At 71.5% G+C, this 23204-nt stretch carries 20 protein-coding genes; 12 read left to right on the forward strand and 8 right to left on the reverse strand.

Features of this window, described 5'->3' with window-relative positions; translation table 11 throughout:
* Positions 1-333: 333 nt before the first annotated feature.
* A complete protein-coding gene (locus QH270_RS16195) occupies positions 334-1206 on the forward strand; it encodes a TOMM precursor leader peptide-binding protein (RefSeq protein ID WP_280342850.1) in 873 nt (290 codons plus the stop codon).
* A 46-nt stretch (positions 1207-1252) separates the two neighbouring features.
* Positions 1253-2602, forward strand: coding sequence for an ABC1 kinase family protein (locus QH270_RS16200; protein WP_432420372.1), 1350 nt, complete (start codon positions 1253-1255; stop codon positions 2600-2602).
* A gap of 64 nt (positions 2603-2666) precedes the next feature.
* On the opposite strand, the gene QH270_RS16205 is transcribed toward QH270_RS16200, so the two are convergent.
* The 3 genes from QH270_RS16205 to QH270_RS16215 all read right to left on the reverse strand — a co-directional run bounded on the left by QH270_RS16205 (position 2667) and on the right by QH270_RS16215 (position 5690).
* Positions 2667-2921 (reverse strand): WhiB family transcriptional regulator, encoded by a 255-nt coding sequence (locus tag QH270_RS16205; protein WP_186817473.1) that lies wholly within the window; start codon positions 2919-2921, stop codon positions 2667-2669.
* A 176-nt stretch (positions 2922-3097) separates the two neighbouring features.
* The gene (locus QH270_RS16210; RefSeq protein WP_280342854.1) at positions 3098-3424 is read right to left on the reverse strand and encodes a hypothetical protein; all 327 of its coding nucleotides are present in this window, start codon (positions 3422-3424) and stop codon (positions 3098-3100) included.
* Positions 3425-3533: 109 nt separating this feature from the next.
* Complete coding sequence (locus tag QH270_RS16215; RefSeq protein WP_280342856.1) at positions 3534-5690, reverse strand: ATP-dependent DNA helicase UvrD2; 2157 nt, start codon at positions 5688-5690, stop codon at positions 3534-3536.
* A 134-nt stretch (positions 5691-5824) separates the two neighbouring features.
* On the opposite strand from QH270_RS16215, the gene QH270_RS16220 reads away from it, so the two are divergent.
* A complete protein-coding gene (locus tag QH270_RS16220; protein ID WP_110036371.1) occupies positions 5825-6055 on the forward strand; it encodes a mycoredoxin in 231 nt (76 codons plus the stop codon).
* Positions 6056-6064: 9 nt separating this feature from the next.
* On the opposite strand, the gene nudC is transcribed toward QH270_RS16220, so the two are convergent.
* The 4 genes from nudC to QH270_RS16240 form a co-directional block, all read right to left on the reverse strand.
* The gene (nudC, locus tag QH270_RS16225; protein WP_280342858.1) at positions 6065-6955 is read right to left on the reverse strand and encodes an NAD(+) diphosphatase; all 891 of its coding nucleotides are present in this window, start codon (positions 6953-6955) and stop codon (positions 6065-6067) included.
* A gap of 41 nt (positions 6956-6996) precedes the next feature.
* Positions 6997-8052 (reverse strand): potassium channel family protein, encoded by a 1056-nt coding sequence (locus tag QH270_RS16230; RefSeq protein ID WP_280221223.1) that lies wholly within the window; start codon positions 8050-8052, stop codon positions 6997-6999.
* 83 nt (positions 8053-8135) lie between these two features.
* Positions 8136-11846: an ATP-dependent helicase gene (locus tag QH270_RS16235; RefSeq protein ID WP_280342861.1), complete on the reverse strand. Its 3711-nt coding sequence runs from the start codon at positions 11844-11846 to the stop codon at positions 8136-8138.
* A complete protein-coding gene (locus QH270_RS16240) occupies positions 11843-15637 on the reverse strand; it encodes an ATP-dependent helicase (protein ID WP_348537663.1) in 3795 nt (1264 codons plus the stop codon). Before QH270_RS16240 ends, QH270_RS16235 begins: the two co-directional genes overlap by 4 nt.
* An 87-nt stretch (positions 15638-15724) precedes the next feature.
* On the opposite strand from QH270_RS16240, the gene QH270_RS16245 reads away from it, so the two are divergent.
* Together QH270_RS16245 and QH270_RS16250 are read left to right on the forward strand one after the other, a co-directional pair.
* On the forward strand, positions 15725-16516 hold the full coding sequence (locus QH270_RS16245; protein ID WP_280342863.1) for an alpha/beta fold hydrolase: 792 nt from the start codon (positions 15725-15727) through the stop codon (positions 16514-16516).
* A 2-nt stretch (positions 16517-16518) separates the two neighbouring features.
* Positions 16519-16809 carry an MGMT family protein gene (locus QH270_RS16250; RefSeq protein WP_280342866.1) on the forward strand — a complete coding sequence of 97 codons (291 nt, stop codon included), beginning with the start codon at positions 16519-16521 and terminating at the stop codon, positions 16807-16809.
* A gap of 12 nt (positions 16810-16821) precedes the next feature.
* Here QH270_RS16250 and QH270_RS16255 read toward each other — a convergent pair whose 3' ends face one another.
* Positions 16822-17682 carry a hypothetical protein gene (locus QH270_RS16255; RefSeq protein ID WP_280342868.1) on the reverse strand — a complete coding sequence of 287 codons (861 nt, stop codon included), beginning with the start codon at positions 17680-17682 and terminating at the stop codon, positions 16822-16824.
* A 122-nt stretch (positions 17683-17804) separates the two neighbouring features.
* Between QH270_RS16255 and QH270_RS16260 the strand changes: the two genes are divergently transcribed.
* The 7 genes from QH270_RS16260 (at position 17805) to QH270_RS16285 (ending at position 23039) form a co-directional block, all read left to right on the forward strand.
* Positions 17805-19538, forward strand: a complete 1734-nt coding sequence (locus tag QH270_RS16260; protein WP_280342871.1) for an NTP transferase domain-containing protein — start codon at positions 17805-17807, stop codon at positions 19536-19538.
* Between the two features lie 341 nt (positions 19539-19879).
* A complete protein-coding gene (locus tag QH270_RS16265) occupies positions 19880-20404 on the forward strand; it encodes a DUF3558 domain-containing protein (protein ID WP_280342873.1) in 525 nt (174 codons plus the stop codon).
* A 9-nt stretch (positions 20405-20413) separates the two neighbouring features.
* Positions 20414-20791, forward strand: a complete 378-nt coding sequence (locus QH270_RS16270) for a hypothetical protein (protein ID WP_280342876.1) — start codon at positions 20414-20416, stop codon at positions 20789-20791.
* Complete coding sequence (locus QH270_RS16275; RefSeq protein ID WP_280342878.1) at positions 20791-22137, forward strand: hypothetical protein; 1347 nt, start codon at positions 20791-20793, stop codon at positions 22135-22137. Before QH270_RS16270 ends, QH270_RS16275 begins: the two co-directional genes overlap by 1 nt.
* On the forward strand, positions 22124-22426 hold the full coding sequence (locus QH270_RS34530; RefSeq protein ID WP_348537662.1) for an ESX secretion-associated protein EspG: 303 nt from the start codon (positions 22124-22126) through the stop codon (positions 22424-22426). Before QH270_RS16275 ends, QH270_RS34530 begins: the two co-directional genes overlap by 14 nt.
* Entirely contained in the window at positions 22327-22683 is a 357-nt protein-coding gene (locus tag QH270_RS16280; protein WP_348537664.1) for an ESX secretion-associated protein EspG, read from the forward strand. Before QH270_RS34530 ends, QH270_RS16280 begins: the two co-directional genes overlap by 100 nt.
* 35 nt (positions 22684-22718) lie before the next feature.
* Entirely contained in the window at positions 22719-23039 is a 321-nt protein-coding gene (locus QH270_RS16285; RefSeq protein ID WP_280342883.1) for a hypothetical protein, read from the forward strand.
* Positions 23040-23204 lie beyond the last annotated feature (165 nt).

The raw sequence follows: 23204 nt of genomic DNA on the forward strand, positions 1-23204 counted from the left end.
TAAACCACACACATAAGACCACCCCCCACCCGCTAACAAAAGAAACCAACGCAAAAAAAAAAAACCCCCCCACAGCAAAAAAAAATAACGACACCCATAAACCACAACAAAACACCACCCCACACCCCCTCCCCCCCCCCCCCCCGGGAAAACCTCCGCGGCGCCCCGGCGCGACCCGGCGCCGGCGGCGCCGAAGTCGGTGGACACTCCGCGCCGACCGGCCGGATCCGAGTTGTCCACAGGCGCGGCCACTACCTTCGACACGCCGAAAACCTGTGGATAACCCCGCTTTTCGCGAACCGGCGGCGCTGCCGAGCCGGTGATACTCGGGGCATGACGACCACGACACCACTGCGCGGACCGATGCTCAACCCCCGGGTGACCACGCTGGTCCGCCCGTCGGGCACGGTGCAACTGGGCTGGGATCCCGAACGCGCCCTGCTGCTCGAGACCACCGACCTCGACACCGGCACGGTGCTCGCGTTCCTCCGGTTGCTCGACGGTCTGCAATCCCGCCCGCAGATCATCTGGCGCGCCGGGGAATTCGGCATTCCCCCCGACCTGACCCTCGCGCTGCTCACCGCGATCGACCAGGCCGGGCTGCTACTGCAACCCGAACGCAAACAGGGCAGGGTCCGCGCCGTCACCGTGCACGGGCTCGGCCCGCTCTCCGACGCGGTGGCGATCGGCGTGCGGCGCATGGGATTGCGTCCGGCCCGCTCGCGGGAGTACCGGCCCGAGACGCCGGTCGGGGCCGGTGCGGATCTGGTGGTGCTCACCGACGCGCTGATGGTCGACCCGCGGCTGTCGGTGGACCTGGTCCTGCGCCGGATCCCGCACCTGCAGGTCCGGGTGCGCGACGGGGTCGGGATCGTCGGCCCGCTGGTGCTGCCCGGCGAGACGAGCTGTCTGCGCTGTGCCGACCTGACCCGCACCGGCTTCGACGCAGACTGGCCGCATCTGGCCGCGCAACTGCTCGGCCGGACCGGCCACGCGTCGCCGGCCGGGATCGCGGCGACCACCGCCTTGGCCATGGGCGAACTGGAGGCGATCGTCGCGTGCTCGCCGCGCAGGCGTCCCGGCACGCTCGACGCGACCGTCGAACTGGATCTGGACACCCACGAAGTGCAGCGAAGGCCGTGGCAACCACACCCGGACTGTGGCTGCCGCGCCCTCGCCGCGGCCGGTTCGGGGACGGGCCGATGAGCGGTGTGAGCATTCCCATGGCACACGACGGCCAGGTTCAGCCATGATGGGTAGCGTGTCGGAGATCGTGCGCCGCGGTTCCAGCCGCAATGCCAAGTTGGCCAGAATTCCCCTCGGCATCGCCGGACGAGCCGCCGTCGGGTTCGGCAAGAAGCTCGTGGGCGGTGACAAGCAGCAGATCAACGCGACACTGAACCAGAAGGCCGCCGAGCAGCTGTTCACCGTCCTCGGTGAGCTCAAGGGCGGCGCGATGAAGTTCGGGCAGGCCCTGAGTGTGATGGAAGCCGCGGTCCCCGAGGAATTCGGCGAGCACTACCGCGAGGCCCTCACCAAGTTGCAGGCCGCCGCGCCGCCGATGCCCGCCGAGACCGTGCACCGGGTACTCGACCAGCAGCTCGGTACCAAGTGGCGGGAGCGGTTCCAGTCCTTCGACGACACCCCGGCCGCCTCCGCCAGCATCGGGCAGGTGCACCGCGCGGTGTGGTCGGACGGTCGCCCGGTCGCGGTGAAGGTGCAGTACCCGGGCGCCGACGAGGCGCTGCGCGCCGATCTGAAGACGCTGTCGCGGATGTCCGGGCTGCTCGCCTCGGTGATCCCCGGCGCCGATGTGAAGCCGCTGCTGGCCGAGATCACCGAACGCACCGAAGAGGAACTGGACTACCGCACCGAGGCCGCCAATCAGCGCCGCTTCGCCGCCGCCTTCGACGGACACCCGCAGATCGTGGTCCCGCGCGTGGTGGCGGGCGCGCCGAAGGTGATCGTCACCGAGTGGCTCGAGGGCACTCCCGTCTCCGCGCTCATCGCCGCGGGCAACGAGGATCCCGAAGGCACACGGGCCCAACGCAACCGGATCGCCGAGCTGATGGGCACCTTCCACTTCTCGTCCCCCGAGAAGGCCCGTCTGCTGCACAGCGATCCGCATCCCGGCAATTTCCTGGTGATGGCCGACGGCAAGCTCGCCGTCCTCGATTTCGGCGCCTGCGCGCCGATGCCCGACGGTTTCCCCGAGGTGCTCGGCCGGATGCTGGCGCTGGCCGTGGCTGAGGACCACGCCGCGCTCACCGAGCTGCTCTACGAGCACGGCTGGGTGATCCCGGGCCGCACGGTCACCCACGAGGAGATCGCGGCGTACCTGCGCCCGTTCAGCGACCCGATCCGCACCGACACCTTCCACTTCACCCGCGCCTGGATGCAGCGTGTCGCCGGCACCGCCGCGGAGTTCAACAGCCCCGAGATGAAAACCGCTCGCGCGCTCCAGCTCCCCGCCGAATACCTGATGATCTTCCGTGTCCTCGGCGGCTCGGTCGGCATCTTGGCCCAGCTCGACGCCGAACTCGGCTTCATGAACTTGGTCCGCACCTGGGTCCCCGGCTTCCGCGCCGAACAGGCCTCCTAGCAAAACGAACCGCTCACCGAGGCACGGTGAGCGGTTCGCTTGCGGTACAAACCTTTTCCGGCGTTCATGCCGGGATCGCGACCTTACGCGGCCGACCACGCGGGCGCTTGCGGGCGATCACGACACCCTGGTCGAAGATCTCACCGCCCCACACACCCCACGGCTCGGCGCGATCGATGGCGGCGGTCAGGCAGCCCTTGCGGATCGGGCAGGCGGCGCACAGCTGCTTGGCCTGCTCGAGGTCGTTCGGGCTCTCGGCGAACCACAGATCAGGGTTCCCGGCCCGGCACGGGATGGACGCCACGGTTCGGCATGTCACGTCAGTAGTGGCCGACGGCCAGTCCTGGGCGGTGAACACGTCGTTCTCCTTCAGCTCGTTGCAGCGGTTTTTTCGTTCGGTGTGCGAACCCGGTGCCAACGGCTGAGGAGCCGAATGAAAATGGCCACGGATTTCGCTTCTCGCGATCCGTGGCCAGGAGGTCTGGGAGGAGTTCCCTACCTAGTTCGACATCTCTGTCGAGACCTGATCACGGTCGCTGGGTGGACACGGAGGCGGATTGCGCCGTCGAATGCGGGTGCGAACCCGAATTCATCGGCGGGTGCTGCCGGTGCCGCGGCGGCGGTCGGCTGCCAACCCACGCTGGGCTTGTCCTGGAGACGAATCGGGGTGTGCTGATGGACGACAGTCATCGGCACAGTGGTGAAATCGACGCCGGACAGACCGGTCCCCTGCAGAGCGAGGACCCCCCGGGAGGCCGACACCACGGACACGTTCACCAGAACGCGATTGTCGATCGCGTTGTAAGCGGTGATGCTGTTCATCTGACTGCCTCCCTCCTGAACTCGTGTGCTGATAGATACCCGCGCCGAGATCACTCTCGGTGCGTGTTCTCCACCATAGGCAATGATCGAGAACCGAACAACCTATTTTCTACCTGCGGTTTTGTGTCGTAGCCCGCATCCGGGACGCGACGATGGCGAGCACGTCGGCGCCGTACTGTTCGATCTTCTTCTGGCCGATCCCCGCGATGGCGCCCAGCGCGGCGTCGTCGGCGGGCAGTTGTTCGGCGATAGCGGTGAGCGTGGTGTCGGTGAACACCACGAAGTCGCGCACGCGCAGGACCTCGGCCTTCTCGGCCCGCCACTCCTGCAGCGCCGCGAGTAGCTGGGGGTCGACTTCGCCGGGGCAGCGGCGGCACCGGCCGAGCATGGTGGCGTAGGTGCCGATCAGCGGTTTGGCGCAGACCCGGCACAGCGGCCGCTTGCCGTCGGCGTCCTTCGGGCCGGTCGCGGCGGCGGCGATGCGCGAGGCCGGTGAGTCGTCGGGGACCAGCCCGTTGAGAAAACGGGAGCGCCTGCGCGAGCGCCGTCCGCCCTCGGCGCGGGCCAGCGCCCACGACACGGCGAGGTGTTCGCGCGCGCGGGTGACCCCGACGTAGAGCAGCCTGCGCTCCTCCTCCAGCCCGGCCTGGTCGGACGGGCTGCCGTCGTCACCGAGGACGTGCTGGATGGGCAGCGTGCCGTCGCTCACGCCGACGAGGAACACCGCGTCCCACTCCAGGCCCTTGGCCGCGTGCAGCGAGGCCAGGGTGACGCCGTCGACGGTCGGCGGATGCTTCGCTTCGGCGCGCGTGGCGAGTTCGCGCAGCAGGCCGGTGAGGTCGATCTCCTCGTCGTGGCCGACCAGTTCCTCGGTGAGCTGTACCAGCGCGAGCAGCGAGGACCAGCGTTCCTTGGCCTGGGCGCCCGCCGGCTCCTCGGCGGTGAGCCCGACCGGGGCCAGGGCGGCGCGGACCAGGGTGATCAGTTCGGCACCGCTGCGCGCCTCGTCGGGCAGGTCGTCGCGGGCCTCGACCTGACGCAGCGCCTGGACCGCCTGACGCACCTCGGCCCGCTGGAAGAACCCTTCGCCCCCGCGCACCTGGAACGGGATGTCGCGGGCGCCGAGCGCCTGTTCGAACGGCTCGGACTGGGCGTTGATGCGATAGAGGACCGCGATCTCGGCGGCGGGGGTGCCGGCGGCGATCAGCTTCTTGATCTTGTTCGCGACGTCGGCGGCCTCGGCGGGCACGTCGGGGTACTCGGCGAACTCCGGTTCCGGCCCGTCGGGCCGCTGGCCGATCAGCGCGAGCCTGGTGCCCGCGATGCGGCCGCGCGCGGCACCGATCACCCGGTTGGCCAGTGACACCACCTGCGGCGTCGAGCGGTAGTCGCGTTCGAGCCGGACGACGGTGGCGTCGGGGAACCGGCGGGAGAAGTCGAGCAGGTAGTTCGGGGTGGCGCCGGTGAAGGAGTAGATGGTCTGGTTGGCGTCGCCGACGACGGTGAGGTCGTCGCGCTCGCCCAGCCAGGCGTCGAGCACCCGCTGCTGCAGTGGGGTGACGTCCTGGTACTCGTCGACGACGAAGCTGCGGTAGCGACCACGGAACTCGTCGGCGACGGCCGGATAGTCCTCGAGCGCGGCGGCGGTGTGCAGCAGCAGGTCGTCGAAATCGAGCAGCAGGCCGTCGGCGGAGGTCTTCATGGACTCGTAGCCCGCGTACACCTGCGCGACCCGGCTGACCTCCACCGGCGCGTCCCGATGGTGCCTGGCGGCCGCGGCGGGATAGTCCTCCGGCGCGATCAGCGAGGCCTTGGCCCACTCGATCTCGCTGAGCAGGTCGCGGATGAGTTCCGTGGAGGTGCCGAGCCCGGCGCGGTGCGCGGCCTGGGAGACCACGGGGAACTTGCTGTCGAGCAACCGCCACGGCACGTCACCGACCACCTGCGGCCAGAAGTAGCGCAACTGCCGCAGCGCGGCGGCGTGGAAGGTGCGGGCCTGGACCTGCCCGGCCTCACCGCCCAGACCCATCGAACGCAACCGGCCGCGCATCTCCCCCGCCGCCCGCGCCGTGAAGGTGACGGCGAGGACCTGGTCGGCCTTGACGTGCCCGCCCGCGATCAGGTGGGCGATCCGGTGCGTGATGGTCCTGGTCTTCCCGGTCCCCGCGCCGGCGAGCACACACACCGGTCCTCGTGGCGCCCGCACCGCGGCGGCCTGTTCCGGGTCGAGGGCGGTGAGATCGAGTGCTGGCACGGGCACCATCATGACAGCGCCCGCCGACAACCGGGCCCCACGGCCGCCGACCTCGCCGTCCGGCGCGCCTCGACCTGCCCCGCCGGAACAGGAAACGCGTCCGCGACGTTGCACATCGCGTGACTGAAGCAACCACTGATCTGACGATGTACTCGACCACCTGGTGCGGCTACTGCCGTCGCCTCAAGACCCAGCTCGACGAGGCGGGCATCACCTACACGGTGATCGACATCGAGGACGACCCCGCTTCGGCCGAGTTCGTCGGCAGCGTGAACAACGGCAACCACGTCGTCCCGACGATCAAGTACCGCGACGGCTCGACCGCAACCAACCCGTCGCTGGCCCAGGTCAAGCAGGCGCTCGCCGCGCAGGCCTGAGCCGGGACGCTACTGCGCCCAGCTCTCGATGATCGTGCGCGCGATCGAGATGGAGCCGGGGACCAGGAGGCGGGCGCCGGACTCGCGCGCCGACCAGTCCCCCGCGTGCAGCGCCGCGCGGACCTCGTCGCGGGTGAACCAGTGCGCCTCGGCGATCTCGCCGTCGGAGAACACCAGCTCCTGCGCCGGGTCGCCGACGGCGGCGAAGCCGACCATGAGCGAGCGCGGGAACGGCCACGGCTGGCTGCCGAGGTAGTGGATCTCGCTGACGTCGACGCCCACCTCCTCGCGGATCTCGCGCTCGACGCAGTGCTCGAGCGATTCGCCCACCTCGACGAATCCCGCCAGCAGCGAGAACATCGTCGCTGGCCAGGTGTGCTGGCGGGCGAGCAGCACCCGGTCCGCCCCGTCGTGGACGAGGCAGATGATCGCCGGGTCGATGCGCGGGAACTCCTCGTCGCCCGCGGCGGTGAGCCGGGACCAGCCGCCCCTGGACACGGTGGTCTGGGTGCCGTCGCCGCCGTGGAAGGCCGCGCGTTCGTGCCAGTTCAGCAGGGCGTAGGCGGTCGCGAGCAGGTCGGCGGTGAAGTCGTCGACGGCGCCGAGCGTGCGCAGATCCTTCAGGACCCCGTCGAGTTCGGGCGTGCGCACGGCCCACAGGTGGGCGTCCTCGACGACGCCGAGGAACACCGCGCCGGGACCCGGCTCTTCGGCGACCGACAGCGCCGCGTCGAGAACGACCGCGCTGTCCTCGACCCGGACCCGCCCGCGCGGGTCGACGCGCAGGACCCGCGCTTTCGCCCAGCCGATACGCAGGGCCTCGGGATCGAGCCGCACGTGCTCGGCTCGATCGATGGTGGAACGCGACAGCAGCGGAACATCTTTCAGCCGGAACGACACACCGTCGAGCGTAGCCCTGTCGCGATCCTCGCGTCGCGGCACTACTTGGCGCTGCGCCGGATGTAGAGCAGTTTGTCGCCCGCCTCGAGCGCGTCGACCTCGGGTTCGCCGACCCGGATCAGGTCGCCGTCGCGGACGACACCCAGCACGATCTCGCTCAGATGCCGCGGCGAGCCACCGACCTCGCCCGGTTCGACATCGCGTTCGGCGACGGCGAAGCCCTGTTCGGGGGTGAGCAGGTCCTCCATCATCTCCACGACGGTCGGTGTGGTGGTGGCGATGCCGAGCAGGCGGCCCGCGGTCTCCGACGACACCACGACCGAGTCGGCACCGGACTGGCGCACCAGATGGGTGTTCTCCGCCTCGCGGATGGCGACGACGATCTTGGCGGTCTTGTTCAGTTCGCGCGCGGTGAGCGTCACCAGGGTGGCGGTGTCGTCGCGGTTGGTCGCCACGATGACCGAGGCCGCCCGCTGCACCCCGGTCAGCCGCAGCACATCGGATTTGGTCGCCGAGCCGTGCACGGTGACCAGTCCCGCGCTGGCCGCCGCCTCGAGCGCGACGGCGTCGGTGTCGACGACCACGATGTCGGACTGCGCCACCCCGTCACCGAGCATGGCGTCGATGGCGGTGCGTCCCTTGGTGCCGTAACCGACGACGACGGTGTGATTGCGCACGGTGTGCCTCCATCGCTGAATCTTGAACGCCTGCCGCGACCGCTCGGTGAGCACGCTGAGGGTGGTGCCGACGAGCACGATCAGGAACAGGACACGCAGGGGGGTGATGACGATCGTGTTGATCAGCCGGGCCGACGGGGTGACCGGGGCGATGTCGCCGTATCCCGTGGTCGACAGCGAGACGGTGGCGTAGTACATCGCGTCGAGGAACGACAGCTCGTTCTCGGTGTTGTCGTGGTAGCCGTCACGACCGATGTACACCACGGTCGCGGCTGTGAACAACAGCAGGATCGCGAACAGGACCCGGCGGGTGAGCGAGACCCATGGGCTGATCTGCGTCGCGGGAATCCGCAACAGTCCGACCAGTGCGTAGTCCGGGCTGCTGCTGAGCCCGATCGGAGTGCGTCTACCCCCGAACATCGCCCCTCCTCTCGCTCGGCCCGGCGCCGATTCGACAGGCTCCGGCACAACCGGGGAGCCTACTGCGTGTGAGCCCGTCCGGCTCACTCGACATCCGGGGCGGGAGCGGCGTCGCGGATCAGCTGTTCCAGCTCTCGTGGACCGGCCAGGTCGGCCGGGGCGATGGTGCGGCCGGAGCGCACGTAGTGGAACGCCGCGCCGACCCGTTGGAGCATCTGGTCCTCGGTGGTGCCGATGCGCGTGGCCATCAGCCGCGCCCAGGCCAGCCGGTAGACGGCCAGCTGCACGGCGACGGCCGCCTCGTCGGCGGGACCGGGCTCGGCGCCGGTCTTCCAGTCGACGACGATCCACCTGCCGCCCGGTTCGGCGAAGACCGCGTCCATCCGGCCGCGGATGACGGTGCCCGCGATGCTGGTCTCGAACGGCACCTCCACATCGATCGGACTGCGCTGTGCCCAGGGCGAGCGGCGGAAGGCGGCCTGCATGGCGGCGAGTTCCCGGTCGGCGCGGCCGAGTTCGGTGGCGCTGTCGGCGGCGCCGGGCAGTTCGTCGAGTCCGAGCAGCTGTTCGGTGCCGAACCAGGACTGCACCCAGGCGTGGAAGGCGGTGCCGCGCCGGGCCATCGGATTCGGCGGGTACGGCAGCGGACGGCGCAGGCGGGCGGCCAGCCGGGTGGGGTCGGCGCGCAGTTCGACCAGTGCTGTCGCCGGCAGCTGGCCGGGCAGCTCCACCTGCTGGTCGGCGAGTTCGGCGGCGGTGAACTCGGCGAGCAACGCGTCGACGTCGGTGGCCCAGCCCTCTGGGTCGTCCGCGTCGTCGTCCTCGGGTTCGGTGGGACGAGAACGCAAGTCGTCGAGTGCCGCGCGGACGAGGGCGGCGCCCTGTTCGATCGGGTCGCGGCGCGCGCCGAGCGGATCGCGTGGCCACTGGGCGGTGGGCGGGTTGTCGGCGAACGGGTTGACGGCGTCGGGTGGCGGCGGATCGTCCCACCGCGCGATGGTGGCGACACCGAAGGCGGGGCTGCCGGGGTCTTCGTTGGCCTGCTTCAGGTCGAGCAGGAACTCCGACGGCCCCTTCTGCGAGGTGCCGGTCTCGGGCCAGTAGTAGGCCGAGACCAGCAGGACCCGTTCGGTTCTGGTGAGAGCGACGTAGAAGAGGCGGCGTTCCTCGTCGAGCCTGCGGCTCTTGAGCGCGTCCTTGTGCTCGGCGATGGCGCGTTCCAGTTCGGCGCGATCACCGACGCCGCTCAGGTCGAGGACCGGCACGCCCTCCGAGGCGTCGGGCTGGGCGCGGTCACCGCGCAGCGAGGTGGGCAGCTCGGTGAGCGCGCCGAGCCAGGTACTCAGCGCCGTGGTCGAGGGGAACACCGTCGCGCTCACGTGCGGCACCGCGACGACCTCCCATTCCAGGCCTTTGGCCGCGTGCACGGTGAGCACCTGCACGCGGTCGCGCGCGACCTCCACTTCGCCCGGCTCCAAACCGTTCTCGACGGATTCGGCGGCGGTGAAGAAGGCCAGCAGCCCGCTCAGCGAACCCCGCGCGTCGGCCGCGTATCCGGCCACCACCTCGGCGAAGGCGTCGAGGTGTTCGCGGCCCGCGCCGCCGCCGGCGATGGCGCGCCGGGTCTGGGTCTCCACCCCGACCCCGATGGTGCGTTCGACGTCGGCGACGAGTTCGACCAGTGGCTGACCGCTGCGTTCGCGCAGCGCGGCCAGTTCCTCGCCGAGCGCGACGATGCGGGCGTATCCCGACTCCGAATACTGGTCCGGCGCACCGGGATCGGCGATGGCATCGGCCAGGCCCGCCTGCTCGGTGGGTTCCGGCGCGACCTCGCGCAGCGCGCTCGCCAGGCCCGCGGCATCGGTGATGGCGGTGGCGGCGTCGCCGGAGAGACTGCCGATCGACAGCATCCGCGCCCGGCGCGCGAGCGCGGCCAGATCGGCGACCCCGATGCGCCAGCGGGCGCCGGTGAGGATGCGGATCGCCGCGCTGCCGGTGCCCGGTTCGGCGATCAGGCGCAGGGTGGCGACGATGTCGGCGACCTCCGGCGTGGCCAGGAGTCCACCGAGACCGACGATTTCGACCGGCAGGCCCCGTTCGCGCAGCGCCTCGGCCAGCGGCGCCGCGTCGGCGTTGCGCCGGATCAGCACGGCCGAGGTCGGGGGCGCCTGCTCGGCCGCGCGCGCCGCCGCCCACTCCGCCGCGATCCGCTCGGCGATCCAGTCCCGTTCCTGCGCCACGGTTTCGGTGAGCGCCAACTCGACGGTGCCCTGGTCGGCCTGCGGTTTGGCGCGCAACGCGTCCACCGTGGCGCCACCGGCCGCCTCGGCCCGCACACGCAGGGGATCGGCCACCAGATTCGCCAGTGCCAGGGCCTCCGGCGGATTCCGCCAGCTCGTCAGCAGCGGCAGGATCGGCGCGGGAACGCCTGGCGCCGCGGGGAAGTCGGTGGCGAAGCGGGGCAGGTTGGCCGCCGACGCGCCGCGCCAGCCGTAGATCGACTGCATCGGATCACCGACCGCCGTCACCGCGAGCGAACGGCCACTTGCCTCCGGTGGTCCACCGTGCGCGCCTTGCCGATGCTCTGCCGTCTCCGCCCGCGCCGGTGTCGGCGAGCCACCCACGGTCGGCGACCCGGTGTCGAGGCCCTCCGACTCCACTGCACGGCGCGAAGACGCCTCGTCCGACTCACCATCCGCCAACCGTGCGTGGCCGCTGCCCGTGGCTCCGTCGACGGCATGATCCGCGCCGTCGTCCCGTCGGCTGTCCGCGCCCGCCTCGAAATGCTTCGGCGACCAGAGCATTTCCTCGTCGGCAGCCGGCACAGCCGCCGCCCCGCGCACCCGCACCGGTCGCGGCCGCCGCTGTCGCACCGCGTCCGGATCGCCGAACAGCGCCGAGAGCAGGACGCGCTGGGCGTGCCCGGTGTCCTGGTACTCGTCGAGCAGGACCAGCTTGAACCGGGCCCGCTCGGCCTCGGCGACCTCGGGGTGATCGACGGCCAGCTGCGCGGCCAGCGACATCTGCGAGCCGAAATCCAGTGCGCCACGGCGGTTCAGCGCTTCGGCGAGCTGGCCGACCAGCGGCAGCAGGGCCACCCGCTCCCGTTGCGCGTCGACCACCCCGGTGAGCGCCTTGCTCGGCCCGCCGCGCTGCCGTGGACCGGCGGGCAGGGTGTAGACCAGCTTCTCCAGTTCCGCGTGCGCCTCGGCGAGCTGTTCCGGTTCCACCAGGTGCTCGGCGAGCTGCCCCGCGAGCGCGAGCACCGCCTCGGTCACCGACACGGGGGTGCGTTCGGTGTCGAGATCGCCGTCCCACGAGCGGACCACCTCGTGGGCGAGCTGCCAGAGCTGGGTCTGGGTGAGCAGTGCCGCCGACGGCTCGACGGGCAGCAGCAGACCGTGGGCGGTGAGCAATCTGCCCGCGTAGGAGTGATAGGTGCTGATCTCGGGTTCGGCGCCGGAGATCAGGGTGCGCAGCGCACCGCTCGGGTCGATCTCGCGGACCAGCGGCGCGCCGGCGAGCCGGGCCAGGCGGGTGCGGATGCGGGAGGTCAACTGCTGGGCGGCTTTCCGCGTGAAGGTGAGGCCGAGCACCTCGTCGGGCGCGACCAGCCGATTGGCCACCATCCACACCACCCGCGCGGCCATCGTCTCGGTCTTGCCCGCCCCGGCACCGGCCACCACCAGGGTGGGGCCCGGCGGCGCGGCGATCACGGCCGCCTGCTCGTCGGTCGGTGGCGGCAGGCCGAGCGCGTCGGCCAGCCGTTGCGGGGTGACGCGCACGCCGCTCACTCGTCGGTCACCTGCCGTCCGGTGTCCTGCACAGGGCAACTGCCCGCGACGGGGCAGTGCCTGCACCCGTCGTTGCGCACGGCCAGATACCCCGGCCCCCTGGTGGCCTCGGCGGCGTCGTGGATGGTGTCGCGCCAGATGTCGAGGCCCTCGGCGTCCAGCGCGGTCTGGGCGCGTTCGGTGGCGCCGGTCTTGGTGCTCGGCTTGGCGACGTACACCAGCCGCGCGCCGCCCGGTTCGGCGCTGTCGTCCTCGCCGAGCGCCCCGTGCGCGGCCGCGACCTGATAGGTGGCCAGCTGCGCGTGCTCGTCGACCGATTTCGCCGACACCGGGTTCTTGCCGGTCTTCACGTCGACGATCACGAACCGGCCCTGCGCGTCGCGTTCCAGCCGGTCGATCCGCCCGCGGATCCGTACGGCCCGCTCCCCCTCGGCCCGCGCGGGCAGCACGCAGTCCACCGGCACCTCGACCCCGGCCTGGGTGAGCTCGCCGCGCGTGTTCCGGATCCACGCCAGGAAGGTCTCCAGCATGGCCTCGGTGCGGCGCAGTTCCTGTCGCGAATGCCAGCCGGTCGCTGGATCGACGGTCTTCCACGCCTGTTCGAGGGCGGCGCGGACCTGGGGCTCCGGCACGTCACCGGCCAGCGCCTGCACGAGGGTGTGCACGAGATTGCCCTTGACGGCGTGCGGGTTGTCGCCGTCGGTGCCGCCGTGCCTTTCCAGCGCCCAGCGCAGCGGGCAGCTGCGCAGCAGTTCGACCGTCGAGGGGGACAGCCCGATCGGCGCGTCGTCGTCCTCCCACAGTTCCCGCTCGGAGCTGAGGTCGGCGGTGCCGTACCAGTCGGCGGGATCGGTGCCGGGGACACCGGCGTCGGCGAGGCGGGCCAGTTGCCGGGCGGCGCGCTCGCGCCGGTCGGCGGCGGTGGTGAGATCGCAGACCACACCGCGCAGTTCGGCGACCAGGGCGTGCATCACCAGGGCCCGGCCCGGATCGGCGACGGGAAGCGCGCCGGGTTCGCCGTTGTCGTCCTCGCCGAGCAGTTCGGTGAGGAAGCGCGAGGGCACCAGATCCTGGTCGCCCGCGGCGGATTCGACGGCGGTGACCAGCAGCGAGGTGCGGGCCCGGCTGCAGGCGACGAGCAGCAGCCTGCGCTCCTCGGCGAGGATCGGCGCGGCCCGGCTCGTCGTCGCGCCGGGATCGACGCCGGCGACCAGGTCGACGAGGTCCTCGGTGTGCAGCAGGGTGCCCCGCGCCCGCGGATTGGGCCAGATGCCCTCCTGCACGGCCGCGACCGCGACCACCTCCCACTCACGGCCCGCGGCGGCATGCGCGCTGAGCAGCGACACCGCCTCGCCCTCGGCGGCCAGCGGCCTGCCCTGCTGCGGAATCTGCTGGTGCAGCAGGTATTCGACGAACCCGTCGATGCTCGCACGCGGCAGCCGGTCGACGTAGGCGGCCGCGGCGTCGAACAGTTCGACGGCGGCGTCGAGGTCACGGTCGGCCTGCATGCCGGCGGCGCCGCCGCGCCGGGACTGCCGGAACCAGCGGCGCTCCAGCCGGGAACTGGTCCACAGCGTCCACAGCACGTCTTCGAGGCCCTGCCCGCGCGCCTGGGTCTCCCTGGCCTTGCCCACGGCACGCAGAACACGGTGCAGCGGTGCGGCTTCCACCTCGGTGAGCCCGTCGAGCAACCGGTTCTCGCCGACGCCGACGATGAGGTCGCGCAGCACTTCGGCCGAGGACTGGTCGATCAGCGGGATCGCGGGCGGTTCGGGTTCGGGACGCGGTGGACCGGCGGCCTCGGCCGCGCCGGGGAGGGGCTCGGCGTCCAGGATGTCGATGTCGTCGGGGAGACGTTCGGCGATGTCCCAGTCCGGTTCGGGTTCGGGGCGCAGCGGGTCCTCGGGATCGGGGACCGGCGGCAGCCACTCGTCGCCGATCGGATCCGGTTCGGGCTCAGGCATTTCCGGCAGGGGCGGCGCTTCGTCCCAGAGCAGGAACTGGTCGGCGTCGCCGGCCGATTCGGCGCGCACGGCGGTGCGTTCGAGATCGAGCACGGTGCGCCGGATGCCGCGGCGCAGGCGGCGCAGGGCGATCTGGTCGGCGCCGCCGAGCGGGCCGGAGAGCAGATCCATGGCGTCCTCGGGCGAGAACATGGCGTCGATGGCCCGGCGCGAACCCGGCCGCGAGGGGTCGCCCGCCAGCAGCACCCGCAGCGCGAGCACCATCCACGCCGCACCGCGTCGCCGGGCCAGCGGCTCGGCCACCGCCGGCCTGCGCACCGGCACTCCCGCCGCCAGCAGGGCCCGCCGCAGTGGCGCCAGCGACAACGGCACCGACCGCACGATCACCGCCATCTCCGACCACGGGACCCCGTCGGTCAGATGCGCCCGGCGCAGGTGGTCGGCGATCAGCGCCGCCTCCTTGGCCGCGGTGGCGAGCACCCGCACCCGCACACTCGCCTCCGGCACGTCACCGGGTTCAGGCGCGGCATCGTTGTCCGCCGCCACATCGGCTCGGCGCGACATCGGATCGACAGAGTGGCCGGCGGCCGGATCACTCGCGCGTGCGACGTGGACCGAAGCCGCCCGCGTTTCGATCACCGGATCCTCCGGGTGCGCGAACAGGTCGAACTCGACGTCGGGCCCCGGCAGCGCTTCCGCGGCGGGCGGCGGTTCGTTCTCGTGACCCGGCAGGACCCGATGACGTGCGGAGCCGGGCAGTCGGGCGGCGATGCGGGCGGTCGCCAACCGGATCGGCCCGCCGCTGCGGTAGTTGTGCCGCAACGTGATCCGGCGCTGCGGCAGGGTGTCGAGGCCGGTGAGGAAGGCGGCGTCGGCGCCGCGAAAGGTGAACACGGCCTGGTCCGGGTCACCGGTGATCACCGTGCTCGCGCTGCCGCTGCCGATGGCGCGCACCAGGGTGGCCGCCTGCGGATCGAGGTGCTGGGCGTCGTCGACGAGCAGATACCTCGTACGGTCGCGTTCGGCGGCGAGGAGATTGCGATCACCGGCGAGCGCGTCCAGGGCGGCGCCGACCAGTTCGGCGGCGTCGAGCGCGGGCGCGGTGGCCTCCGGCGCCGCGACACCCACCGACCAGCGCAGCATCGACGCCTCTTCGTATCGCTGGAAGAAGCGGCCCGCCGCCACCCACGCGTCGTTGTCGTGTTCGCGGCCCAGCGCCATCAGGTCTTCCGGTCCGAGTCCGCGCTCGGTGGTCCGCAGCATCAGGTCGCGCAGCTGTTCGGCGAATCCGCCCAGCGCCAGCGCGGGCTGCAGCCGGGGCGGCCACAGTCCGCGCGCCCCCGCCTCGATGTCGGCGAGGTCGCCGCGCAGCATCTCCCGCAGTACCGCGTCCTGTTCGGCGCCGGTGAGCAGGCGCGGCGGCGGGTTGCCGTGCAGGTCGGCATGGCGGCGCAGGACCGAGAACGCGTAGGAGTGCAGGGTCCGCACCATGGGTTCGGTGCTGGCGCCGGGGACACCGCCCGCGTGCGCGCCGAGCTGGGTGGTGACGGCGTCGCGCAGGGCGGCCGCCGCCTGCTTGGTGTGGGTGAGGACCAGGATCGAGGCCGGATCTGCGCCGTCGGTGATCCGGGCGGTCACCAGGTCGACGAGCAGCGCGGTCTTGCCGGTTCCGGGTCCGCCGAGCACCTGCCACGGCCGCCAGCCCGGCCGTGGCGGCGCGGGTGCGGCCTGCTCGGCGAACAGCGCGCGAACAGCGGCGCCCCAGGCCCGCGGCCGGGGCGCCCGCGTCGTCCGGCGCACGAGTCGCACCGAGCTATCCGATCGCACCACATCGGCTATTGCAACAGACCAGTACGACACGCCAGGACACCCCGCCCGGAGTACCCGCTGCGCGAGGGAGCGCGACCGGCCAGAATGGCACTCGTGTCTCCGCTGCATGTACATCGCTTCGGCCCCGCCGACGGTCCCGTCGTCCTCGCCCTGCACGGCCTCACCGGCCACGGCAACCGCTGGGAAACCCTGGCCACCGAGCACCTCCCGCAGGCCCGGGTGATCGCTCCCGACCTGCGTGGACACGGCCGCTCCACCTCCCTCCCGCCGTGGGACTTCGAGACGCTCGTCGCCGACGTCGCCGCCCTGGTGCGGGCGGAGACCGACGGTCCGGTCGTCGTGGCCGGACACTCCTTCGGCGGCGCGGTCGGCATCCATCTGGCGCGGCGGCATCCGGAGCTGGTCCGGGCGCTGGTCATGCTCGACCCGGCGATCGGCATCGACCCGAAACTCATCGAGGAGGTCGCGCTCGCCAATCTCGCCTCCCCCGACTACACCGATGTCGCCGAGGCGCGGTCCGACAAACAGCACAGCGCGTGGAGCCCCGACGAGGTCGACCCCGCGGCCCTCGAGCGCGAGCTCACCGAGCACCTGGTGCCGACCGACGGCGGCCGGGTGGGCTGGCGGATCTTCCAGCCCGCGATCACCTCGTACTGGGGTCAGCTGGCGCGCCCGTTCGCGCTGCCGCCCGCCGACCTGCCGACGGTCCTCGTGCGCGCCGCCAAGGTGGACCCGCCCTATGTGACGGCCGAGTTCCTGAGCGCGCTGTCGGATCACCTCGGTGACCGGCTCACCGTCGAGGTCTGGGACTGCGATCACATGGTCGCCCAGGCCCGCCCCGCCGAGTCGGCCGCCCTGATCGCCGCGTTCCTGTAGCCGTGGCGGCCACCACCGAGGAACAGGTCGAGCGGGTGCGCGCGTTCGTCGCCGCGATCCCGCCCGGCCGCGTCGCGACCTACGGCGACATCGCGCAGGCGGCCGGCCTGTCTTCGGCGCGGACCGTCGGCTGGATCATGCGCACCGATTCCGCGGACCTCCCCTGGCATCGCGTGATCGGCGCGTCCGGCCGGCCCGCCGCGCACCTGGCCACCCGCCAGCTCCGCCTCCTCGCCGAAGAGGGCGTCCCGATCATCGACGGCCGCGTCGACCTCCGTATCGCCCGCCTCTGACCGGTCGGGCGATCACCGGTCTCGTGGCCCGGGCGGCGCGTCGTCGGGGAAGGGGCGGCGGATCGTCGGATCCGAGGGGGCGACGGGTGGGGTACCGCCCGCCACGGTGGGGTCCGACGGGGCGACCGGTCGTGCGGGTGGGGTGAGCGGACGCCGAAACAGATTGTCCGCCTGGGTTTCCGCCGACGGCGAGTGCACGGCGGGCGGTGTCAGCGGTGCGCGCGCGTCGGCCTGCGACGAGGGCACCGACGCCCGGGTCGTGGCCGAACCGCGGTCGACGGGCCGAGGGAAGCCGCCACGATCCTCGGCCGCGGGGCCGTTCGTGGGCGCCGGTCGCCGATGCCCCGGCCCCGTTCCGTACGCGGGAAACGACCCCCCAGGAGGTAGCGGCTGCGGACCGCTGGGGACGCGGCCGGGACCGGACGCCGGTCGCGCACCCGAGCCGGGTGGCGATGCCGGCTGCCGATCACCAGGCGCCGCACCCTGCGACGGAACCGATCGCGGACCACCGGACGCGGGGCCGCGTCCCGCCGCCCATCGATCGTGGCCGCCGGGCAGCTCGCGCAGGCGCCGGTCGGGGGCGGCACCGGGGCGAACGACAGGAGAAAACCCCGCCGCGCCACCATGATTCACCCCACGCCGGCCCGGCGTGCGCGACACCTTGATCCACCAGAACACCAGCACGCCGAGGATCGCGAACACCAACGACCACACGACGTACACACCCAGGATCGCCATATCGCGCTCCACGAGCCCGACGACGACGCCGAGCGCGCCCCACAAACCGCCGATCGTCACGACAACGACGAGGATCCCCCGGAACACGTCACCGACCATCGTCGGCTGCCCCGATCCACGACCTGCCCCGGACATGCACACCCCTCGCCGAACAAATGACCACACGCCGAGCCGACGCCGCCGTTCCCCGACGCTCGAACAGCGATGTCACACCCCGCTAGCATGACATTCGTGCCGACAACCCTACGCCGAATCCGATGACCGCCGCCGACGCGATCGTGCTCGCGGGTGGCCGCGCCAGCCGGATGGGCGGGGTCGACAAACCCGCGATCGTGATCGGGGGCCGGTCCATGCTCGACGCCGCGCTGGACGCGGTGCGCGAGTGCGGCGAGATCGTGGTGGTCGGCCCGCATCGGCCCGAGCTCGATACCCGGATCAAGCAGGTCCGCGAGGTGCCGCCGGGGTCGGGACCGGTGGCCGCGATCGGCACCGGGCTCACCGCGCTCGGCGCGGGCACGGCGCCGTGGATCGTGGTGCTGGCCGCCGACATGCCGTTCCTCACCGCCGACGCCGTCCGCGAATTGTTGCTCCGGGCAACCGAATCCACCACCGACGCCGTCTTCGCGATCGACAGTTCCGGTCGGCCCCAATATCTCGTCGGCGTCTGGCAGCGGGAGGCGCTCACGGCCGCCCTGGCCGGGCTGGACGCCCTGGTGAACCAGCCGATGAAGGCGATCGTGCCCACCGAGACCACCCTGGTCGAGCTGCCCGGCACCGCCGACTGCGATACCGAGGAGGCCGTGCGACGGGCCCGCGAGTCCGTCGCCGCGACCCCGCTCACCCTCGCCGAGGCCAGGGAGCGCATCGGCGCGGGCCTCACCGCGCTCGTTCCCTACGAGGCCGATCTGGGCGAGGTCCCCGGCGCCGCGCTCGCCGCGCCGCTCGTCGCCGCCGGCGCGCTGCCCCGCTTCGACGTCTCGGCGATGGACGGCTACGCCGTGTGCGGCGACGGTCCGTGGCAGCTGCGCCGCGACATCGGATTCGCCGGTGGCGCACGGCCGGTCGGCCTGCTGCCCGGTGAGGCGGTGCGGATCGCGACCGGCGCGCACGTCCCCGACGGCACCACCGCGGTGCTGCGCGACGAGTTCGCCGCCGTCACCGGCGACACCCTGGCCCGCCGCCCCGACACCCCGGTGCGCGGCGACATCCGCCGCCGCGGCGAGGACCAGATGGTCGGCGACCTCCTCGCCCCGGCAGGCACCAGGGTGAGCACCGCGCTGCGTTCGGCGGCCGCCTCCGTCGAAGTCACGTCCGCGCTGGTCCGCGGCCCGGTGCGGGCCCGCATCGTGATGACCGGCGACGAGATCCGCAGCACCGGCCCGCTGCAGACCGGTCAGACCCGCGACTCGATCGGCCCCGTCCTGCCCGACCTGCTGACCGGCCTCGGCGTCCAGGTGGTCGACCGCGTCCACCTGCGCGACACCGCCCACGGCTTCGACGACATGCTCACCGCCACTTCTGGTTTCGACCTGCTGCTGGTCGTCGGCGCGACCGGCGGGGGCGCCGCCGACCAGCTCCGCACCGCCCTCGCCCGCGCGCAGGCCCGCGTCGTCGTCCCGCGCTTGGCCATGCGCCCCGGCGGTTCCACGGTGGTCGCCGAACTCCCCACCGGCCCAACAGTTCTCGGCCTCCCCGGCAACCCCTTCGCCGCCATCGCCGTCCTGCTGGCCCTCACCCCCGCCATCGTCGCCTCCCGCACCGGCGCCCCCGCGCCCCGCGCCGTCCGCGGCCCCCTGCACAACGCCGCCGATATCGCGGGCCCCGTCCAGCGCATCACCCCCGCCCGCCACGCCCCCGAGGGCGGCTGGCTCGGTGACGCCAACATCCGCACCGCCCACCTCGCCGGCCTCATCGACCGCGACGGCCTCGTCATCGTCCCCCCGAACGCCCCCGACGGCACCACCGTCGAATTCCTCCCTCTACCCGCCTGACCCCGGCACCGGCGGCCCTCGGGTCGACGGCTCAGAGGCAGCCACCGTCGACACGCGGCCGTCCGCGCCAGCCCTCAGCCTGCCCCGATCTCGTGGGGTGTTTCTCCCGCCGATGCGGTGCTGTATCGCTGCACCCGACCGAGCGACACCGGCCATCGTGAACCATGATCCGGTCTCCGCAAGATGCGCCTTCTAGCAGCGGAAACCCGGCTCCGGGGGATCCGGTAGAGTGATCGGCCAGAGTTGTCGCGGGCCGGTCGGTCCCGGTGGCGGGGAAGCTGGAGTACACGGAGGGGACACTGATGCGCGCTAGGTGGAAGGTTCTTCCCGCGGTTGCGGTGGTGGGTGTGCTGGTCGGTGGGTGCGGGGGCGACGAACCGGGAGAGACAGCACAGCCGGGGACCACGGCGGTGACGGCGCCGACGAGTTCGGCTGATCCTGATGCCGGGCTCTGGGATCCGTGCACGTTGCCCGATTCGGCGCTGTCGGCGGCGGGGATCAATCCCGCAACGAAGAAGCAGGACGTTGCGGGTGTCGACTTCGAGGGGTGGAAGGTTTGCGGCTGGAAAGATGCGGCAAACACCTACAACTTCTCCGCAGCGTCGACGACGCACTCACTGAGTGAGGCCAGAAGCCGCAGCGATTACACCGACTTCGTGGACACGACTGTCGGCGGCCGGAAGGCTTTACAGTCACGCCCGGCGGGTTCGGCGCACGATCTGACGTGCTATATCAGCATCGAGGTCGGGGGTGGAGTTGTCGAGTTCGACGTGGCGAATCGGGCCAGTGTCAAGACCGCTGGTGACCCCTGTGCCGAGGTTCGGCGCCTGGCGGAAGCTTTCGTGCCATTTGTCCCGACGGCATAGGGCGCAATCGTGGCTATCAACATCGACCCCACGGAGTGGACGAGGCTGAAAGGTCAAGCAGAGGCAGGACAGCTCAGACTCAGCCCGGAGGTCGGCGCGGGGCTGGCGCGGGTGTGCGACGACCATCTCGCGGCACTCGATGACATCTACGCCGAGATCGTCAAGATTGAACGCGTCACCGGTTTCGGCACTTTCAATTCGAGTAAGATTCTGGAGAAGAAGTTCTCCCAGACTGCCGTCGGCGGCGACCGCGCGCTGGACGAGACCATTCGCAAGCACATCGAAGCTGTCACCACCGCCAAAGAGGTCGTCCTCCAGGCAATCGCCAACTTCCAAGCCCAGGACACCTACAACGCCGGGCAATTCAATGGTCTCGGGGGGAACTGATGACCTACGAAGACTACAAAGCCAAAGTTATTGCCGCGCAGGAGCTATGGAACCAAGAGCGCAGCGGCATCTACCTCACCCAGCATCTCGCGCAGCTGTCGACGATCTTCGCCGGTGAGACTCAGCCCAACCATCTCAGCGGCTACGACGACAGTTACGACCACATGTCCTTGGCCGAAATGCAGAGCGCTGTCTCGGCGATGAAGCCGAGCACTGTGCAAGGCGCGTCGGAGGCGTGGTCGAAGATCAGTACCGACCTGTCGACCACGCTGCAGGCCTTCAACAAAGCCTTCGAGGCCGTCAGTACGGGACCGGATGGTTGGGACGGTCAGGCCGCCAGCGCGGCTGTCACCGCGGTCGGGAACTACGTGCAGCAGTCCGCGTCGCTGCCGGCGGCGGCCTTGGCCGTCAGCCTCAAACTCGCGGAGATGAAGACCGGGTTGGAACAGACCCAGACCCTGATGCCCGGACTCACCGAGCGGCCGACGCTGACCGGCAAGACTCTCCCGACCGACGGCGAGACCAAGCTCGGGGACTACCAGGGCGATGAGGCCGAAGAAGAAGCTCGGCGCATCCTCCGCACCGTGTACGGCCAGGTCGCCGTCCAATCCGATACCAACGTGCCGTTCATGCCGACCGCGCCGAAAATCGTCAGCGAGGACGGCGGCGGGGATCCGTCCGCCCTGGGCGGTGGCACCTCGGGCCCCTCTGGCGGGAACACCGACACGTCGGGCATCGGCGGCGGACAGCAGCAACCCGAGGACGCGGGCAACGGCCGGACACCGCAGGAATCCGGGGAGCCGACCGCCACGGAGGACGACACCTCCTCGCCGGAAACCAGTCCCTCGTCGACCGACGACGGTGACACCACCGCGGCGTCCACGTCGACACCGACCACGACGAATCCCAGTGCCGCGCAGGCGGCTACACCCACGACAGCCAATCCGTCCGCGCAGAACCCAGCCACGGCGACACCCCTGGGCACGACTCCCGGAACCGGGCGCGGTGGCGGCGGTACCGGCGGCGGGGGCGGCGGCAGGGGCGGCACATCGCCGGGTGCGCCGGGCGCCGGTCGCTCGGTGACGGGCGCGCCGAGCGGCACGGGCCAACCCGCGGCGGCCGCGGCGGCGGGCCGAGCGGCGGCGGCCACGGCGGGCCGGGCGGGCATGATGGGCATGCCCGGTATGGGTGGCGCCGGTGGCGGTCGCGGGCAGAACGACGACGAGCATCGTGGCGTCCCCGACTATCTGGTCAATCAGGAGAACGGCGAGATCCTCACGGGGATCGGCGACATCAGAACGGTGCCACCGGTGATCGGCGGGGACTACGACGGTGCCCAGCAGTAGATTCACGGGGCAGGAATTCGACATCCTGTGGTCGGCCTACGGTCGCGACCGTCTGCCGTATCCGCTGCGATTCCGTACCGATATCGAGGAATTCGACGCATTGCGCCGCGATCGCGAACGCGCCGTGGTGAATTTGCTCGACAAACGTGGGGCACGGCCGACGACGTCGCCTCGGCGGCGGTCGCGGCGCTGCCCGAACGTGGACCGGGCACGCGAGCGTCACTGGAGATCCCCCGGGCACGGATCGCCGAGGAGGACGAGCACTTCGAGTACCGCAAGGGCGCGATGACCGCGACAGAGCAGGTCGATCGCATGTTCCGGCGGCCGCGCTCCGGCTGTGGCGAGATCGCCGCGTACGCGGGCGGCGCGGTGGACGCGCGCCCGACCCCGGCGGTACGCACGTTCTGGTGGATGGACTACCCGGACGGGCGCTACTACGCCCGCACCGGCGACCCGATCATCGCCGAGCCCTTGGACGGCGCCCGCATGGTGGCCGGCATCCGGCAGCTGCTGCGCCGCGCGCAGCGGCATCATCGCGGCGAATAGACCCGGCCGAGCAGGCGATTTCCGAACAATTTCATGTGCGGGAAAATATTGTCGGCGAATCCAACTCGAACAATGGACACGCCGCATTTGCGCCGCTCCGCACGCTATTTTCCGAACACCTCTATCGCACCGCATTTCCGCTGGCTATCGTAGGCGCGTTAGGCGAAACACTATCCCTCGGAAAGGACCGTGTGGAGATGGCTGACAAGTCCAAGAAAGCGCCTAAGAAAATGCCCAAGCAGATGTCGCGGCAGCAGCAGCAACAGCGACAGGAGCAGATGGGCGACGAATCGCAAGGTATGACGCGAGCCGGCCAGGAAGATCGGCGTGAACCGCGCCGCCCCAGCCAGCACTGATCCCCGTGTGTCGGGGGGGCCCCCCGGCCCCCCCCCGCCGGGCGGGGGCCGGCGGGGGCGCCCGCCCCGCCCCCCGGGGGGGGGGGGGCGGGGCCCCGTGCGGCGCCCGCCCCGGGTGTGGGGGCCGGGGGGCCCCCCCGACACACGGGGATCAGTGCTGGCTGG

Origin of the sequence: Nocardia neocaledoniensis (assembly GCF_029868625.1) — a bacterium.
In the GTDB taxonomy this organism is placed as follows: domain Bacteria; phylum Actinomycetota; class Actinomycetes; order Mycobacteriales; family Mycobacteriaceae; genus Nocardia; species Nocardia neocaledoniensis_A.